General features: G+C 33.3%; 15 protein-coding genes. 3 read left to right on the top strand and 12 right to left on the bottom strand.

Features of this window, described 5'->3' with window-relative positions; translation table 11 throughout:
- Positions 1-43 precede the first annotated feature (43 nt).
- A complete protein-coding gene (locus DFQ11_RS09145) occupies positions 44-751 on the top strand; it encodes a DUF4197 domain-containing protein (RefSeq protein ID WP_110475583.1) in 708 nt (235 codons plus the stop codon).
- Positions 752-832: 81 nt separating this feature from the next.
- Positions 833-1,030 (top strand): Lacal_2735 family protein, encoded by a 198-nt coding sequence (locus tag DFQ11_RS09140; RefSeq protein WP_110475582.1) that lies wholly within the window; start codon positions 833-835, stop codon positions 1,028-1,030.
- 172 nt (positions 1,031-1,202) lie between these two features.
- Here DFQ11_RS09140 and DFQ11_RS09135 read toward each other — a convergent pair whose 3' ends face one another.
- From DFQ11_RS09135 to DFQ11_RS09090, 11 genes are all read right to left on the bottom strand, one after another.
- Complete coding sequence (locus DFQ11_RS09135) at positions 1,203-1,979, bottom strand: ABC transporter substrate-binding protein (RefSeq protein ID WP_110475581.1); 777 nt, start codon at positions 1,977-1,979, stop codon at positions 1,203-1,205.
- A 97-nt stretch (positions 1,980-2,076) separates the two neighbouring features.
- Positions 2,077-2,892 (bottom strand): orotidine-5'-phosphate decarboxylase, encoded by an 816-nt coding sequence (pyrF, locus tag DFQ11_RS09130; protein ID WP_110475580.1) that lies wholly within the window; start codon positions 2,890-2,892, stop codon positions 2,077-2,079.
- Positions 2,893-2,926: 34 nt separating this feature from the next.
- Positions 2,927-4,003 carry a peptide chain release factor 1 gene (gene prfA / locus DFQ11_RS09125; RefSeq protein WP_110475579.1) on the bottom strand — a complete coding sequence of 359 codons (1,077 nt, stop codon included), beginning with the start codon at positions 4,001-4,003 and terminating at the stop codon, positions 2,927-2,929.
- Positions 4,004-4,164: 161 nt separating this feature from the next.
- Positions 4,165-5,169, bottom strand: coding sequence for a DUF3078 domain-containing protein (locus tag DFQ11_RS09120; RefSeq protein WP_110475578.1), 1,005 nt, complete (start codon positions 5,167-5,169; stop codon positions 4,165-4,167).
- 10 nt (positions 5,170-5,179) lie between these two features.
- Complete coding sequence (locus DFQ11_RS09115; protein ID WP_110475577.1) at positions 5,180-6,358, bottom strand: AIR synthase related protein; 1,179 nt, start codon at positions 6,356-6,358, stop codon at positions 5,180-5,182.
- Between the two features lie 50 nt (positions 6,359-6,408).
- Positions 6,409-7,080: a porin family protein gene (locus tag DFQ11_RS09110; RefSeq protein WP_229791270.1), complete on the bottom strand. Its 672-nt coding sequence runs from the start codon at positions 7,078-7,080 to the stop codon at positions 6,409-6,411.
- A 182-nt stretch (positions 7,081-7,262) separates the two neighbouring features.
- Positions 7,263-7,391: a hypothetical protein gene (locus tag DFQ11_RS15380; protein ID WP_262508283.1), complete on the bottom strand. Its 129-nt coding sequence runs from the start codon at positions 7,389-7,391 to the stop codon at positions 7,263-7,265.
- Between the two features lie 216 nt (positions 7,392-7,607).
- A complete protein-coding gene (locus DFQ11_RS09105) occupies positions 7,608-9,794 on the bottom strand; it encodes a glutamine synthetase III family protein (protein WP_110475575.1) in 2,187 nt (728 codons plus the stop codon).
- A 466-nt stretch (positions 9,795-10,260) separates the two neighbouring features.
- The gene (locus DFQ11_RS09100) at positions 10,261-11,211 is read right to left on the bottom strand and encodes a calcium/sodium antiporter (RefSeq protein WP_110475574.1); all 951 of its coding nucleotides are present in this window, start codon (positions 11,209-11,211) and stop codon (positions 10,261-10,263) included.
- 141 nt (positions 11,212-11,352) lie between these two features.
- A complete protein-coding gene (locus DFQ11_RS09095; protein WP_110475573.1) occupies positions 11,353-12,576 on the bottom strand; it encodes a PepSY-like domain-containing protein in 1,224 nt (407 codons plus the stop codon).
- A gap of 227 nt (positions 12,577-12,803) precedes the next feature.
- A complete protein-coding gene (locus tag DFQ11_RS09090; protein WP_110475572.1) occupies positions 12,804-14,765 on the bottom strand; it encodes an endonuclease in 1,962 nt (653 codons plus the stop codon).
- A 550-nt stretch (positions 14,766-15,315) separates the two neighbouring features.
- On the opposite strand from DFQ11_RS09090, the gene DFQ11_RS09085 reads away from it, so the two are divergent.
- A complete protein-coding gene (locus tag DFQ11_RS09085; RefSeq protein WP_110475571.1) occupies positions 15,316-15,468 on the top strand; it encodes an SsrA-binding protein in 153 nt (50 codons plus the stop codon).
- A 508-nt stretch (positions 15,469-15,976) separates the two neighbouring features.
- Here DFQ11_RS09085 and DFQ11_RS09080 read toward each other — a convergent pair.
- Complete coding sequence (locus DFQ11_RS09080; protein ID WP_110475570.1) at positions 15,977-16,369, bottom strand: hypothetical protein; 393 nt, start codon at positions 16,367-16,369, stop codon at positions 15,977-15,979.
- Positions 16,370-16,400 lie beyond the last annotated feature (31 nt).

Here is a 16,400-nt window from a genome sequence, read left to right as displayed (position 1 = left end):
ACTTTTATTAAATTATATTTGCTCAAATTAAAAACATCGAATTATGATTAAAAGAATTTTCGCTTTACTTATACTATTTAATTTAACAGCTTGTGCTGAATTACAACAAGTTGTTGATTCATTACCTCAATCAGGAGGTGTTCTTAGCAATGCTGATATAGCTTCGGGTTTAAGACAAGCTTTGGATTTTGGAATTGATAAGCAAGTGACCAAACTGACTCAAGAAGATGGTTTTTACAAGAATGAATTGGTAAAAATTATGTTACCTGAAGAATTACAAAAGGTAGATAACGCTTTACGTAAAATTGGATTAAGTAGTTTAGCTGACGAAGGATTAAAGGCGCTTAACAGAGCCGCTGAAGATGCTGTAAAAGAAGCCACTCCTATTTTTGTGAATGCGGTCAAAGAAATTACATTTAACGATGCTAAGAATATTCTTTTAGGCGAAGACGATGCCGCAACTTTATATTTAACCTCTAAAACACAAGCTGAGCTTTACGCAAAGTTTAAGCCCGTTATTGATAATTCATTTAGCAAGGTTGGCGCTGACCAAATTTGGACAAATCTTATCACGAGATATAATAATATTCCTTTAACTACAAATGTGAATCCTGATTTAACGGACTATGTTACTGGTGAAGCCTTAAAAGGTGTTTATACGATGATTGCTGTTGAAGAGAAAGAAATTAGAACTAAGATCTCATCAAGAAGTACTGATTTACTAAAAAGGGTGTTCGCGCTTCAAGATTAGATTTTTATTTTTTAGATTTTTTTTAGACTTTTTAAAATATAAATCACTAACTTTCTGTGGGTAATTTTAAACTTTCAGGACGTGGCACACATAAACAAACTTCTCAATAAAAGAAAAAGGCTTAGAAAAAAATACACGCAACTCATTGAGGATGCGTACAATCTAAGACAGACCGACCATGCTTTAAGTGATTTTTCAGAATATAAAGCCACAAAAATTTTAAATAAACTTAACAAATTAGAATTTGTAGTAAGAAGTTCAGATGTTCAGGCGCAATAAACACAAAGCCCTTTTGTTAAAGTTTATTTGACCCTTTAGTAACACTCTGGTAAGATTCAAATTAACATAAGTTATCATCTTTGTACCACAAAGATTGAGTTAGTTAGTATCTTAGTTTAGGATTGAACAGTTAGTTAGAAGTCGGTATAAATTTGTATCGACTTTTTTGTGTTTAGTTATGAAGCGTCTCGAAATAACGGTACGATTTTAACAACCTGCTACCATACCACGAGAACATTTCACCATCTACGATTCGAAATATCTTATCAGGAAACTGCTCTTTTAATTCTGAAATATGTTCTTCTTTAAATGGGAAAGGTTCGCTAGACAGAAAGATACAATCCGCTTCTTTTAATTTCGGATGATCCAACTCTATTTCAGGGTATCGCTTTTCAGCTTTAAACACATTTTGAAAACCAGCCTCCTCTATCATCACGTCGATAAAGTTATCAGACGCGGCCACCATCCAAGGTTTTTTCCAAATAAAATAAGCCACTTTCAAATTAGATGTATGCTGAATTTTAAATGTTTCTCGCCCTAATTCAATATCAGCTATTAATGCAGAAGCTTTAGTTTCAATATTAAACAGTTCACCATACCTATTTATAAGATCATAACAATCTTTGAGATTATAAATATCACTAATATGAGTTGGAGCTATGGATTCTAGCTGCTCAATCATCTCCTTGGTGTTTTCTTCCTTATTACAAAATATAATCTCAGGCCTCAGTGCTTTAATCTTATCTATATTGATTTGCTTGGTTCCTCCAACTACGGCTTTAGACATTCTAAGGTGCTTTGGGTGCACACAGAACTTAGTAACCCCAACAATATATGCTTCGAGCCCTAAATCGACTAATAATTCCGTTTGAGAAGGTACCAATGACACTATTCGTCTTGGTGTTGATTTTAGATGTAATTCTCTATGGAGTTGGTCTTTATAGATCATGATTAAATTTCAACTTAAATGCTTTGACTATGCCGAGAATGCTGTTAATTTCATTTTCTAACGCAGAATCTGACTTCTGATGTATTTTTAAGTAAAACTATATCGCTAAAACAGCAGCCATTTGCTGTTGTAATTCTTCAGATTTATCGGCAGCAGCTTGTGCAAAATTCTCTTCTTGGGAAGCATATATAATTCCGCGAGAAGAATTAATTAATAATCCTACTGAATCATTCATTCCGTATTTACAAACCTCTTGAAGATTGCCTCCTTGTGCCCCAACGCCAGGCACTAACAAAAAGCTATTTGGAATAATTTTTCTAATATCCGCTAGAAACTCCGCTTTGGTGGCACCGACAACATACATAAGGTTTTCAGCATTCACCCAAGATTTAGAGGTTTCCAAAACTTGTTTATACAGTTGGACACCATCAACCGTTTTCGTTTGAAAATCGAATGCACCTTGATTTGAGGTTAATGCTAATAGAATGGTGTGTTTATCTTTAAATGCTAAAAAAGGTTCCACTGAATCTTTTCCCATATAAGGTGCAACAGTGACACTATCAAAGCCTAAATCTTCAAAAAAAGCTTTAGCATACATGGTGCTTGTATTCCCTATATCACCACGTTTTGCATCGGCAATGGTATAAATTTCAGGATGATTATCATTGAGATAATTGATTGTTTTCTCTAGTGCTTGCCAGCCTTTGATTCCATAAGCTTCGTAAAATGCTGTATTAGGTTTATAGGCTACACAAAGATGATGTGTAGCATCAATAATAGCTTTATTAAAAGCGAAAATAGGATCCTCTTCTTTTAATAAATGCTTTGGAATTTTATTTAAATCTACATCCAAACCTATACAGAGGAAGGATTGTTTTTTGCGGATTTGCGTGATTAGTTGGTCTGTAGTCATAGTATAAAAAAAGCCTCAAAAAAGAGGCTTCAATTTAAATCACATCATCATTAGCCTTCAACAACTCCGTGTTTTCAGCTAACATTAATTCGTCAATTATTTTTTGAATATCACCATCGATAATATTCGATAGATCGTAAAGTGTTAACCCAATTCTATGATCCGTTACACGTCCTTGCGAATAGTTATAAGTTCTAATCTTGGCACTTCTATCACCAGAACTCACCATACTTTTACGTTTTGCTGAATCGGCCGCTTGTTTCTTAGCCAACTCAATTTCATATAAACGAGAACGTAATACTTTTAACGCTTTTTCTAAGTTTTTATGTGATGATTTTTGATCTTGACAACTAACAATCATACCTGTAGGTTCGTGATGTAGTTTAATTGCCGAGTACGTCGTGTTTACCGACTGACCACCAGGACCTGTAGATGTTGTACGCTCGATACGCACTTCGGTCATATCTAATTCTACGTCAAACTCCTCTGCTTCTGGTAAAACCATAACTGTTGCGGCACTTGTATGTACACGCCCTTGCGTTTCTGTCTGTGGTACACGTTGTACACGGTGCACGCCAGCTTCGAACTTTAAAGTACCGTAAACATCTTCACCAGAAACTTCGAAAATAATTTCTTTGAATCCACCTGAAGTGCCTTCACTAGTACTTACCACATCAACTTTCCAGCCTTTATCGCTACAGTATTTAGAATACATTCGATATAAATCTCCAGCAAAAATACTCGCTTCATCGCCACCCGTTCCGGCACGAATTTCAACAACTACGTTTTTAGCATCATCTGGATCTTTTGGAATAAGCATAAAGCGAATCTCTCCTTCTAGCTTTTCAATAGACTCCTTAGCCTCATCGAGTTGCATTTTAGCCATCTCCACCATTTCGGCATCAGAACCATCAGCTAAGATTTCTTCTGCTTCAGACTTATTGTCTAATGCTTCTTTGTACTCTTCGCCTTTGTCTACAATTAGCTTCAGGTCTTTGTATTCTTTCATCAGCTTGGTATAACGCTGCTGATCTGATATAATATCTGGCTGAATGATAAGGTCGTTCACCTCATCAAATCGTTGTTTTATAATCTGTATTTTCTCTAACATCTATCTTCAAAAATTGAGGTTCAAAAATACGATAAATTATGGATTTTAATAAAATAGTCTATTCGGTATTTTATCAAAATATTTTCCTGTAGCTGAATCCTCTTCTAGCCCTAGGATGAAGTTTTGGTTGTGAAAGGTTTGAACGGAGTGCTGTAAAGGACCTAAGAAGCTCCGTTTGACTTGATAATATTATCTAAATCTACAACAACACCAATACCTAGAATTTGCTTCCATTGTAGTTTTGGACCTACAATTGTGATTTCTTCATTAGTCACTTCATTCTTTTTAGACTCCGTTTTTATATCATCGTCATATCTAAGATGCGAACCCAAAGTTGCTTTTACGTACTTATTGACTTTCATATCTAAATGAAGTTCCCATTCTATATCAATGTTACCAAAATCATTGATATAGTCCGTATACAAGCGTAGCAGACTATTCACTTTTATATTTTCAAAAAGTTGCTCTTCGTATTCATTAGTAAAAAGAATCCCTAATTCTTGCCTAATTTTTCTACCTTCTCGCAACATATTTCCTTCCAAATCGTAAATGGCCGGGGCCACACCAAAAGACCCACGGTTTGCCAACTCTGTATCTAAAACAAAGGTGGTTTTAAAGGTGAAAGGAGAAGCGTAAATAGACATGCGTTCAATATGTCGACCGTATTCCATACCTAAACCGAAAAACATATAACCAGGCGCTAAGAATTTAGAAATGGCGTCATCTCTGTTGGGATAGTTGTATCCATTGGCAAATTGGGTATTAAAACTAAATCGTGCTGAATAGAACCAGTTACTTGTAGGATCTTTTTCTAAACCGAAATTCGATATTACTTCAATAACATCGTCTGTTTTTCTAATATCCTTATCTTCCTGCTTGTTTAAACCGTATCGTAGGTTAAAATTTGAATTCCAAAACCATTTCTCTTGCTTGTAACGAGCAGAAGCTTTACCTGATATAAGCCCTGATATTGAATTGGTACCACCAGCATTCCAATTGGTAAAAGAAACTTGGTTTAAAAACAAACCAACTTCTTTTTTGGTAACCCAGCCTAATTCTAGGGGTTCCTTTTTTTTCTTTTGAAAATATAAAGAGTCAGGTTGTGCAAATGCAATACTTGAGCATACTAAAAATATGCTAAAAATAAACCAAGAATAATTCTTCATTTTACAAATATTAATACGTAAATCTGCCGTATTCACTAACTATGGTAAGCTCCTTCTTATCTGAAGCCTCCACTCTACCAATAATTTTCGCATCTACATTAAAGGATTTAGAAATCTCTATTACTGCCTCTGCAACTTCTGGTTTTACATATAACTCCATTCTATGACCACAGTTAAATACTTGGTACATTTCCTTCCAATCTGTTTTAGACTGCTCTTGAATGAGTTTAAATAACGGTGGAACAGCGAACATATTATCTTTAATAATATGAAGATTATCAATAAAATGTAGAATTTTTGTTTGAGCTCCACCACTGCAATGAATCATACCGTGAATAGTATCGCTATCAAACTTATTTAGTATCGCTTTTATGATTGGTGCGTATGTACGTGTTGGTGATAACACTAACTTCCCAGCATCAATTGGAGAGTTTTCTACGGCGTCTGTCAATTTGGTTTGTCCCGAATACACTAAGTCTTCCGGAACTGCTGCATCGTAGCTTTCAGGATATTTTTCAGCTAAGTATTTAGAAAACACATCATGTCTAGCCGATGTTAATCCATTACTTCCCATTCCACCATTATATTCAGTTTCATAAGAAGCTTGTCCAAAAGATTCTAATCCGACAATAACATCACCTTCAGAGATATTAGCATTATCTATTACGTCGGAACGCTTCATACGTGCTGTTACTGTAGAATCTACAATGATAGTTCTGACTAAGTCACCAACATCTGCTGTTTCGCCTCCTGTTGAATGAATAGTAACACCAAAAGATTTAAGGTCTTCGATTAATTCTTCAGTTCCATTAATGATGGCTGAAATAACTTCACCTGGAATTAAATTTTTATTACGCCCTATTGTAGAAGACAGCATAATATTATATGTAGCACCCACACATAGCAAATCATCAATATTCATGATTAATGCATCCTGTGCGATGCCTTTCCAAACTGAAAGATCTCCAGTTTCTTTCCAATACATATAAGCTAATGCCGATTTAGTCCCTGCACCATCAGCATGCATAATTAAGCAGTAGTCATCATCATTCGTTAAATAGTCTGGAACTATTTTACAAAATGCTTTAGGAAATAATCCTTTGTCTATATTTTTTATTGCATTATGGACATCCTCCTTAGAAGCTGAAACTCCTCTTTGTGCATATCTCTTACTAACTGAATTACTCATGGCGTTGTTTATTAGTATTGGAATTGCAAAAGTAAGAATTGCGTTTAATTTTATGGATAGATTAGGTTGGAATTAATGACTGTTTTCATTTTTTTACGAATGGCTTCCTTTTTCTTTTGACCACCAAAGTAAATATTGAGGCCAAGTCCAATTCTTAAAAGACTATCATCTGAACTTCCTTGTATAAGTCCATCAAGTTCATCCGTAAACATATAATTATATTCACCGAACAACTTTAAACCCACTTGGTATGCGACCATGTACTCAATACCAAGCCCAGCTTGCGCCTTAGTTGCAGTAGTATTATAGTAGTTAGAAGCATTATACCCACCGCCTACAAAAATATATGGGGAAAATTTATTGAAGGGTGTAATGAGGTATTCTAAATTTACATCGAAAGACATATAGCCCTCATTATATAAATCTTTAATAACCACATTATATTTATTATAAGTTAGATTTATATTTAAATGACTAGTGATATGATATTTATAACCTAATCTAAAAGAGAGGTCTAATTCAGAATTTGAATAGTCGCTATCTATTAAAGTAGCACTTCCAACAGCTAAATCTATAGCATGCAATCCTCTAGAATCTAAAAAAGCAAATCGGTTGTTAATTTGTTTTTCACTTTTGTCTGTCTGTTTTTGAGCAAATGCTGTAGTTAATGCCATTAAATTTAGAACAAAACACAATACAGCAAATTTTAAATTAAAATTCATATGATTCAATTTGTGGGCGGTATGCTATAATAAAATAAAGATGAGCAATATAGAAAATATTTTATAAAGTGAAACTCAAATAAAATTTTACAAAAAAAAAAAGGACAAAACCGAATTTCGATTTTATCCTTTATTTTAATGGTAAAAAAATACCTAATTTACGATCTTATTTCATTAAGATTTTACGGTAGCCTCGATTGAACAATTGCAACATCTTCATTCATTACTTTGTCCAAGTTGTCAGAATTATCCTGTGACAGAATTAGAGTTGCTCCAATGAGAATAGCTACACTTAGTAGTAACTTTTTCATTTTTACAAATATTGATTAATAGCACTTCAAATATAGGAAATTAACCCTTTGTAAACATGATATTTATCAGTATTCATCTACCTTTTCGACAATCCGTTTGTTGCTATCGACAAACGACACGGATTTAAAAATCAGTGTCGTTTCATATACGTATTTATACGTAGTTTCATCAATAAAACTACTCTAGTTTCTAAAATAAAAAGTAGTATAAATTTATTATTTTGTAAATAAAAGCTCTCTATACTTCGTCATTGGCCATATTTCATCGTCAACCATCAATTCTAATTTATCACAATGATATCTGATATCTTCAAAAAGAGGTTTCACTTTGTTACAATAACCATCGGCCTTCTTTTCTATGTCAGTTTCTTTATTAAACTGTTTACGGGCTTCAATCATATCGGTAACAGAGGAATTGATCGCTTCAATATGACCAGAAATTTGCTCTATTAAGGCTAATTGCTCTTTAGCAAAATCTTTAAATCGATCGCCATAAATACTCTTTAAACCGGTAACATTATCAATCAATATATTTTGATATCTCACTGCAACTGGCACTATATGGTTTCTAGCAATATCACCTAAAACTCGACTTTCAATTTGAATATGTAGAATATATTCTTCCATTTCAATTTCGTATCGAGATTCTGATTCAACCTTATTCATAACACCTAACTTTTCAAAAAGTTCGATATTAGCTTTAGTCATCTTCACTTTAAGTGCTTCAGGAGTGGTCTTATTATTACTTAATCCACGTTTTTTAGCTTCAACTTCCCATTCTTCACTATAACCGTTGCCCTCGAAAAGTATGTTTTTAGACTTCTTAATATACTCTCTTAAGACATTAAAGATAGCATCATCCTTCTTCATAGTCTTACTTTTAATTAAAGCATCTACCTCCTTTTTAAATTCCATTAATTGGTTGGCAACAATCGTATTTAATACTGTCATTGGTTTAGCACAGTTCGCGGTTGAACCAACAGCTCTAAACTCGAATTTATTACCTGTAAAGGCAAAAGACGAAGTTCTATTTCTATCTGTATTATCTCTTAATATTTCTGGAATTTTTCCAACGACATTAAGTTTTAAATCTGTTTTTTCTTCTGGAGATAATTTTCCATTAGTTACCGATTCAAGCTCCTCTAACACTTTAGTTAATTGATCACCAATAAATACAGACATAATTGCTGGCGGCGCTTCATTAGCCCCTAAACGATGGTCATTACTTGCAGAAGCTATAGCAGCTCTCAATAATTCTTCATGATCTTGAACCGCTTTTATAGTATTAATAAAAAACGTCAAAAATTGAAGGTTACTCATTGGCGTTTTTCCTGGTGCTAATAAATTAACACCAGTATCTGTGCTTAAACTCCAGTTGTTATGCTTACCAGACCCATTAACCCCTTTAAAAGGTTTTTCATGCATGAGCACTGTAAAATTATGGCGCTTTCCAATTTTCTGCATAATGTCCATCAGCAAAGAATTGTGATCCACTGCTAAATTAGCTTCCTCAAAAATTGGCGCTAATTCAAACTGATTTGGAGCGACTTCATTATGTCTTGTTTTTGCAGGAATACCTAATAACATACAGTGGTGCTCAAGATCACGCATGTACGCCATAGCTCTAGCTGGTATCGTTCCGAAATAATGATCGTCTAATTGCTGACCTTTTGCAGCTGTATGCCCTAAAAGGGTTCTTCCTGTAAGAGAAATATCAGGTCGTGAACTTGCTAAGTCACTATCTATTAAAAAATACTCTTGCTCCCAACCTAAAGAAGCCGTTACTCTTTTTACGTTTTTATCAAAATACTTACATACAGCAACTGAAGCCGTATCTACAGCCTGCAATGCTCTTAAAAGCGGCGTTTTAAAATCTAAAGCTTCACCTGTATAGGCTACAAACACCGTAGGAATACACAAAGTTTTATCATATATAAATGCTGGAGATGTTGGATCCCAAGCTGTATATCCTCTTGCCTCAAAAGTATTTCTAATACCTCCATTTGGAAAACTTGAAGCATCAGGTTCTTGTTGCACTAATTGGTCTCCTCCAAATTTCTCAATAGCTAATCCATCTCCTATAGTTTCGAAGAAAGCATCATGCTTTTCTGCTGTTGCTCCTGTTAAAGGCTGAAACCAGTGTGTATAATGAGTTGCTCCTTTTGAAATAGCCCATTCTTTCATACCTGTAGAAATATGATCAGCCACATGACGATCTATTTTGGTTCCCTTTTCGATCGCCTCTAAGACACTTTTAAAAGCCGTCTTAGTTAGATATTGTCGCATAGCTGCTTCGTTAAAAACATTAGCTCCAAATATTTCGGAACGACGTTTCCCTTCTTTAATCTTTAAAGGTTTTCTTTTTAAAGATGTTTTAATTGCATGAAATCTAAGTTGTGCCATATCGTATGTATTTTGGGTCAAAAGTACAAAAAAATTAAAAACCCCGACGTAACCCTGTAAAAAAATAGGGTCAACACATCATAAAATTACATTTTCACAATATACACCCTACAAAATACCATGCTAAAAATAAATTACAACCTTAGCTCATTTTTAAAATTTATAATTTAAATATGATTATTTTGGATTAATTGATTACTAACTAAAGCTATTTTAAAGTCAATAAGCTATTCAAATCGGGAAATATAAAATAGAAGCTTTAAGAGAATTTAATAGAAGTTTAATCTGATGTTGTATTTACTGCAAGTATAATTCGGTCACAAAATTAATTTAAGCGACCCTCCTATTTTGAGAGATTAATGACTTAAAAGACTCATAAAACCTAAAGGGTTTTTGAAATTGCATGGTAGATTTATATAAATCGATTCTATCGATTCCGAAGCTATAAATACGTAAATGTAATGGTCTACTTTAAAGCTATAAATATGAAGAGTAAGTAAGCACCGAAAAGAATCATTCCTTTTAATCTACCAATTTCAAAACGTTTTGGTATTATAATCATTGGTATTAAAATCGCAGCGAAACCAATCATCCAAAAGATATTTGTAGATAATATTTCTGGTGTAGCTGGATTCACCACTATAGGCTTAATAATTGACGTTAAACCAAGAACAGCGGCAATATTAAAAATGTTAGAACCAATAAGGTTTCCTAAAGACAAAGCTTTTTCCTTTTTCAGTGCTGCGATTACAGAGGCTGCTAATTCCGGCACACTAGTACCTATTGCAATAACTGTTACAGAAATAGCGTAATCACTAATACCTATAGCTAAAGCTAGTTGCTTAGCTCCTTGCACTAGCCAATCTGATCCAAAATACAATCCGGCCGCACCTATTAATAGCCACACAGCTATTTTAAAGTTTGAAACCACAGCAAGTGAATCATCTACGTCCTCTAAATTTGCTTTATTTGATTTTCTAGAACTTCTAATCAGAATAACTAAGAAAATAATTAATGCCGCCAACATGATTCCACCTTCCAGTGCTGTTAGTACATTGTCATTTTTTAAAAAGTAATATAATGCGAATGACAGGATCATCATCATAGGCCAATTCAGCTTATAAAAGTCCTTATCCACACCTAGCGGTGATATTATCGCGGTGATCCCTAAAACCAATCCAATATTAGCGACATTGGAGCCAATCACATTACCTAGAGCTATATCAGAAACTCCGTCTAAAGCAGCATGTAAACTCACTAGCAATTCAGGTGCTGATGTCGCAAAAGAAACAACCGTCATTCCAATGACTAGTTTCGATAATTTCAGTTTAAAAGATAGGCCAACTGAGGCTCTTACTAAAAAATCACCGCCAACTACCAACAACGCCAAACCAGCTAAAACTAGAATTACACTCATCTACTTTTTTTATGAAGCGAAGATAACATTTCATTCTTAGAGAAAAGAAATCTATCAAAAATTTGAAAAATAATTAACAAAAAAAAGTCATGACAAGTATTTTAAGATGTCATGACTTTTAATTATTTAATAAAAATTTATTTAATCGTTATCTACACTAACAAATACACCATCCAGAGTAAACGTTAATTCGATATCATTATCCAATTCTACTTTTTGCTCATTAGAATCTAATTCCCATTCTGTAATATAATTACTTGGATAATTTTCTGACACATAAGCTAAAATTGCTTCAGGAATCACTGAATCTGGCAGCTGCGTGTCGCTTTCTATTTTAAGCACCTGAAATTGACTATCAAATTTTAAATCAATATCTCCACTTAATTTTATTTCGTACTCCACACCGTCATCCTCATTATCAAGCCAAGCCGCAATTACCGAATTTGAAGGAAAATGAGTTGAAATATAATCCGTAATAGCTGAAGGAATTTCATCTAGGGCTAAAACATCGTCATCATCCTCATCATCATCGGAATCTACCCTAATAAACTCACCATCTAATGTAAATTCTAATTCTATATCGTTATCTAATTCAACTTCTTGATAGTTATCTTCAAGCTCCCATTCCGTGATATAGTTATCTGGATAATATTCCGCCACATAATCTAAAATTGTTTGTGGAATTACAGAATCTGGCAATTGAGAATCACTTTCTATACTAATAATTTCAAATTGACTATTAAATTCTAATTCAATATCTCCATCTAAGTTAATCTCATAAGTCGTTTCGTCATCATCATTATCCATCCAAGCTCCAATAATTGTGCTAGAGGAAAAATGTGTTGATATATATTCCGTAATAGCTGATGGAATATCTGCAATAGCTAAAATTTCATCATCGTCATCATCATGATCTACTCTGATAAATACGCCATCTAAAGTAAACTCTAATTCTAAATCATTATCCAATTCTACTTCTTGGTAATCATCTTCTAGTTCCCATTCAGTAATATAATTATCCGGATAATGCTCAGCAACATAGTCTAATATAGACTGAGGGATTACAGAATTAGGCAATTGATCCATACTACTAATCTCTAAAACATCGTAGCTATCACTAAAAACTAAATTAGTATTTCCCGATAATAAAATCTCATAGGTGACTACTCCATTAGTTGTTGTTTGTGTAGCTAAATCTATAATACGTGATGGAAAATGTGTGGTTACATAAGTTTGAATTGTGACGGGTGTTTCATTTTCGGTTAGAACAATAGATGTAGAATCACCTCCATCGTCATCGTTACTACACGAAGAAAAACTTAACGTTACGAACAACGCCATTATTACTAATTTTAAATTTTTCATAATTGGAAAATTTTCAGGTTTATATTATTTAAATATGATTAATTCAGTTTGATTAATGCCAGTAAGGCCTCAACAAAACTACCTATATTATAACGTTTTAATCTTAAAACTATTATAATATCGTCCTAAACCTTTCTTAATAACTACCTCTATCGTGAAATTTCATAGAACAAAAAAAAGCCAAACGTCTTAAGACATTTGGCTTTTATTCAACTTTTAGAACATGTTTAATCTACTAGCACTTTTTTAACAAGAGTGCTACCATCTACATTTAATTGTAATAAGTATAAACCTGCTTCCATATTTAAATCTATATAATCTGTAACAGAATTAAATCGCTTTAACAACTTTCCATCTACTGAGTAAACCTCTACATCTATATTAGAAGAAGAAGAATCCGAAAAATACAATCTTTCATTTGTAGGGTTAGGGTAAACAGATAGTTGTTGAAATTCGTTGTCTTCAATACTCATTGACTGCATCCATGTCTCACCTACATTATTACCCCAAATATATTCCACCAATAGTGGCTGATCGATAAACGGATTTCTATTTTTCTGCCAGTTATAAACTATATTATTTCTATTCATTTCAAAATCATCAGGTGGGTCATTCCTGTGCCATTCTAATAAAGTAGCTAAATCTCCCATTTGACCTTGGGTCGTTGAAAAACCATTTACAACTTCTAATCCATTATATCTGATTTCCATGTACAAAACGCTTCGAGCGACATCACCTTTGAAACTACCTAAATTTCCCGTTGGACCATTATATTCTCCGTAGTGCTTATTGCCACGAGAACTATTTTCAGAAGCATCTGCTGCTCTAAGTGCATGAGCATCTGAATTACCATGACGTAACGAATCTGCTTCAGTAGTCCAGTAAATATCGATACCATCTGCTATTTCATCTGCTTCAATATCGAAAAAACCACCTCTAGATCTTGGAAAAGTATGCTCTCTATTCCACTTATTCGTACTATTTGAACTGGTTTGTAAATCTAACTTAGGTCGTCCTTCTTCCGAATATACTAACCATACCTGATTACTGTTCTCCGGATTCTGATCGGCTTCCATTAAAATACTATATACATCTGCATAAGTTTGCGCTCTAACCACGGATGGATCTGCAATAAGATCTTGAAGTGCTTGTCCTAAAGCCGTATCTGCTAAACCATCTAAACCATCATAATAGCCTTCGGGCTGTGTACTTTCCACAAATCCTGTTGTTGGATTAGTAGGCGTCCCGAATTCAGCAATCGTAAAATCGTTATCTACAATTCTAACTTCTATGTAATTATTTTCAGGAACAAAAGGCTCAACCAAGTCCACAAAATGAATACGTGCTACCTCATCGCCTTCATCAAAAGAATCGTCAATAGTTGATATTGTTGTGCTCGCCCAATTTAAGCCAACTGGAATTGTTAAAGTGGTTTCACCAGTGTAATCTGACGTATTAAAGCCGTAGTTGTCTAAACTAATAGTGAATGTTAAGCTTGAAGTCATTGGTTCTTCCGAAGTAAATAATATATCAAAAGATTCACCTTCGTTTATTTGTGATTCAGTTACCGTAATTGTTATTGGATTAATAGGAATACCCGAACCATCATTCTCTCGTCTTGGTGTTGGAGTTTGTGCTGAGAAAGTTACAACCCCTTGATCGTCTACAAAACGTTGAATTGACTTAGGGTTAGAGTTGGTTCCACTGTCATTATGTTGAATTGTTTCACCTAACAAATTTAATAAACCAGTAGCATCAGGATCATTGGTGCCGTAAACCATTGCGTCTATTAAATTAGTTTGAGTTGCTAAGGTACCTTCTGGAAAATCATCTACACTTGCCTGATATATACCAACCGCATCTGCCCCATTTTGAATAACATTATCAGGAATTAAATACTGAGGAAAAGGTGACACTTCAGATCCGCCTACAACTAAAAGTCCATTATTATCTGTACTATAACCTTCAAGGTCAATTACCATATAACTTGAATCTCCACCACTTGAAGATCCATTAAAGAAGACTAAAATGTATCCATCTGTTGAAAAATTTGGAGTTTCTGACTTTAATTCAATAAACTCAGCTGTATCTATACTCGGAGAATCGGGGTCTAATTCATTAATTAATAAAACTTGTGACCAACCAAATCCTGAAATTAACAGCAATAATGCGAAAGTAATTTTTTTCATATTAAATCTATTTTAAACAAAGATATCATTTTATTATAGCTAAGTGGGAAATCAGATTTAATTACAAAAAACAATCTGAATAGAATATGAATTTCACCACATAACATTTTAAAAAAATGACGAAATGATCAAAATTTCCATTTTAAAAGATCAAAACCCCCTTAGTTCAAGAAGACGAATATAAAAAGGCCCTTGAATTATATCTATTTGCAATCTTTATGCTCAATTATGGTTACAAATTATAACGTAACTTAAGACAGGTCACAAATTATTAAAACAATTTAGATTTATTTACTTATATAATTAAATTCAATTTTGTCGATTTTCACATAAACACTTGGAAGATAATGTGTTGAACCTATATATTGAAAACTCATTCAATTATTAACCTTCAAAAACCTAAAATTATGATGACACTTGTAAAGATAATTATTGATATAGTTTTTTCAATAATATAAGCTAGACGAATCGATAAGACTATCGATCAAATTAAAGGTAAAACTTAGTTCTAGAATAAGTTTTACTATTTTTGACTTAAAGTATAAAAATTATGAAGACGTCACTTTTTAAGTTTCTGGCAAAATTAAACAAAGCCATTCTTCCAAGTTACTCTAAAAAGCAACTAGATCTTAGTAAGGCAACTAAACTTCAAATGGCTATAATAGGTTGGCGCGTTTATGTGACTAAAAATGCGATAGAATAGCTTTTGGGTTTAAAGAATTTTTCTATTATTCTCCTCTTACTACATCTCACTTTTACCTATTTATGTAGAATATATTAAGGTTTTATACAACTTTATTTAACGGTTACACCTCTAAATTATAGACTGTATTTAGTCCATTGTTTTTTTTAGTTTCTATAATTACGTAAAACCTTAGTTTATTATTTGTTGCTATGCCCTATTCTTCGGTTTAAGGTGTTTTTGATTCTAGAAACTTTCCATTGATGCTTATATTATTGTATGGTTTATTTTACATTATCTAACCCTACACTATCCATACACCATCCATACACCATCCATACACCATCCATACACCATCCATACATTATCGAGACACCATCTGATATATTATCTGAATACGGTCATTAATTTAAGCCAAATGTAAGTAACTTCTCTAGTGGTTTAGACTCAACTATAAATGTTCTTTTTTTGTTGGGTGACAGTAAAGTTGTTTAGATAATTTATGGATTCGCTATTAGTAACATTGTTTTTATTTTTTAAACATATAGTCTTGCCATTTCACCAATATGTATTTTTCTGTTCCTTTTTCTACTTTCTTTAGGAATCCATATTCGTATACAAATAGGTATACATCGTTCTTTTTGTTTTTCCAAAAGTGCGTAAAGAAATTTGGATTGAATCCCATTTCTAATAATATATGACATCTTACTGTGGCCTTACCTGCTTTATTAAAGCTTTTTAGGATTCGTCTATTCTTTTTTAACTGACGATCTACTTTATAATAAAACTTGGGTGTTTCTTCTAAATATTTCCCATAGTGATAAGCGCTTTTACAATTGGCATTACAGAATTTTTTATCTGATCTGCCTATTAAAATTTTATCACAAGCTTTACAAGTTTTATTTTTTTTATTGGTAAGCATATCTACCTGTTAGTTAAACGTTTATTATTCG

The sequence above is a fragment of the Winogradskyella epiphytica genome (genome assembly GCF_003217215.1).
Classification (GTDB): Bacteria; Bacteroidota; Bacteroidia; order Flavobacteriales; family Flavobacteriaceae; genus Winogradskyella; species Winogradskyella epiphytica.
The sequence above is the reverse complement of the archived record's forward strand: the minus strand, read 5'-3'. Positions and strand labels throughout refer to the sequence as shown.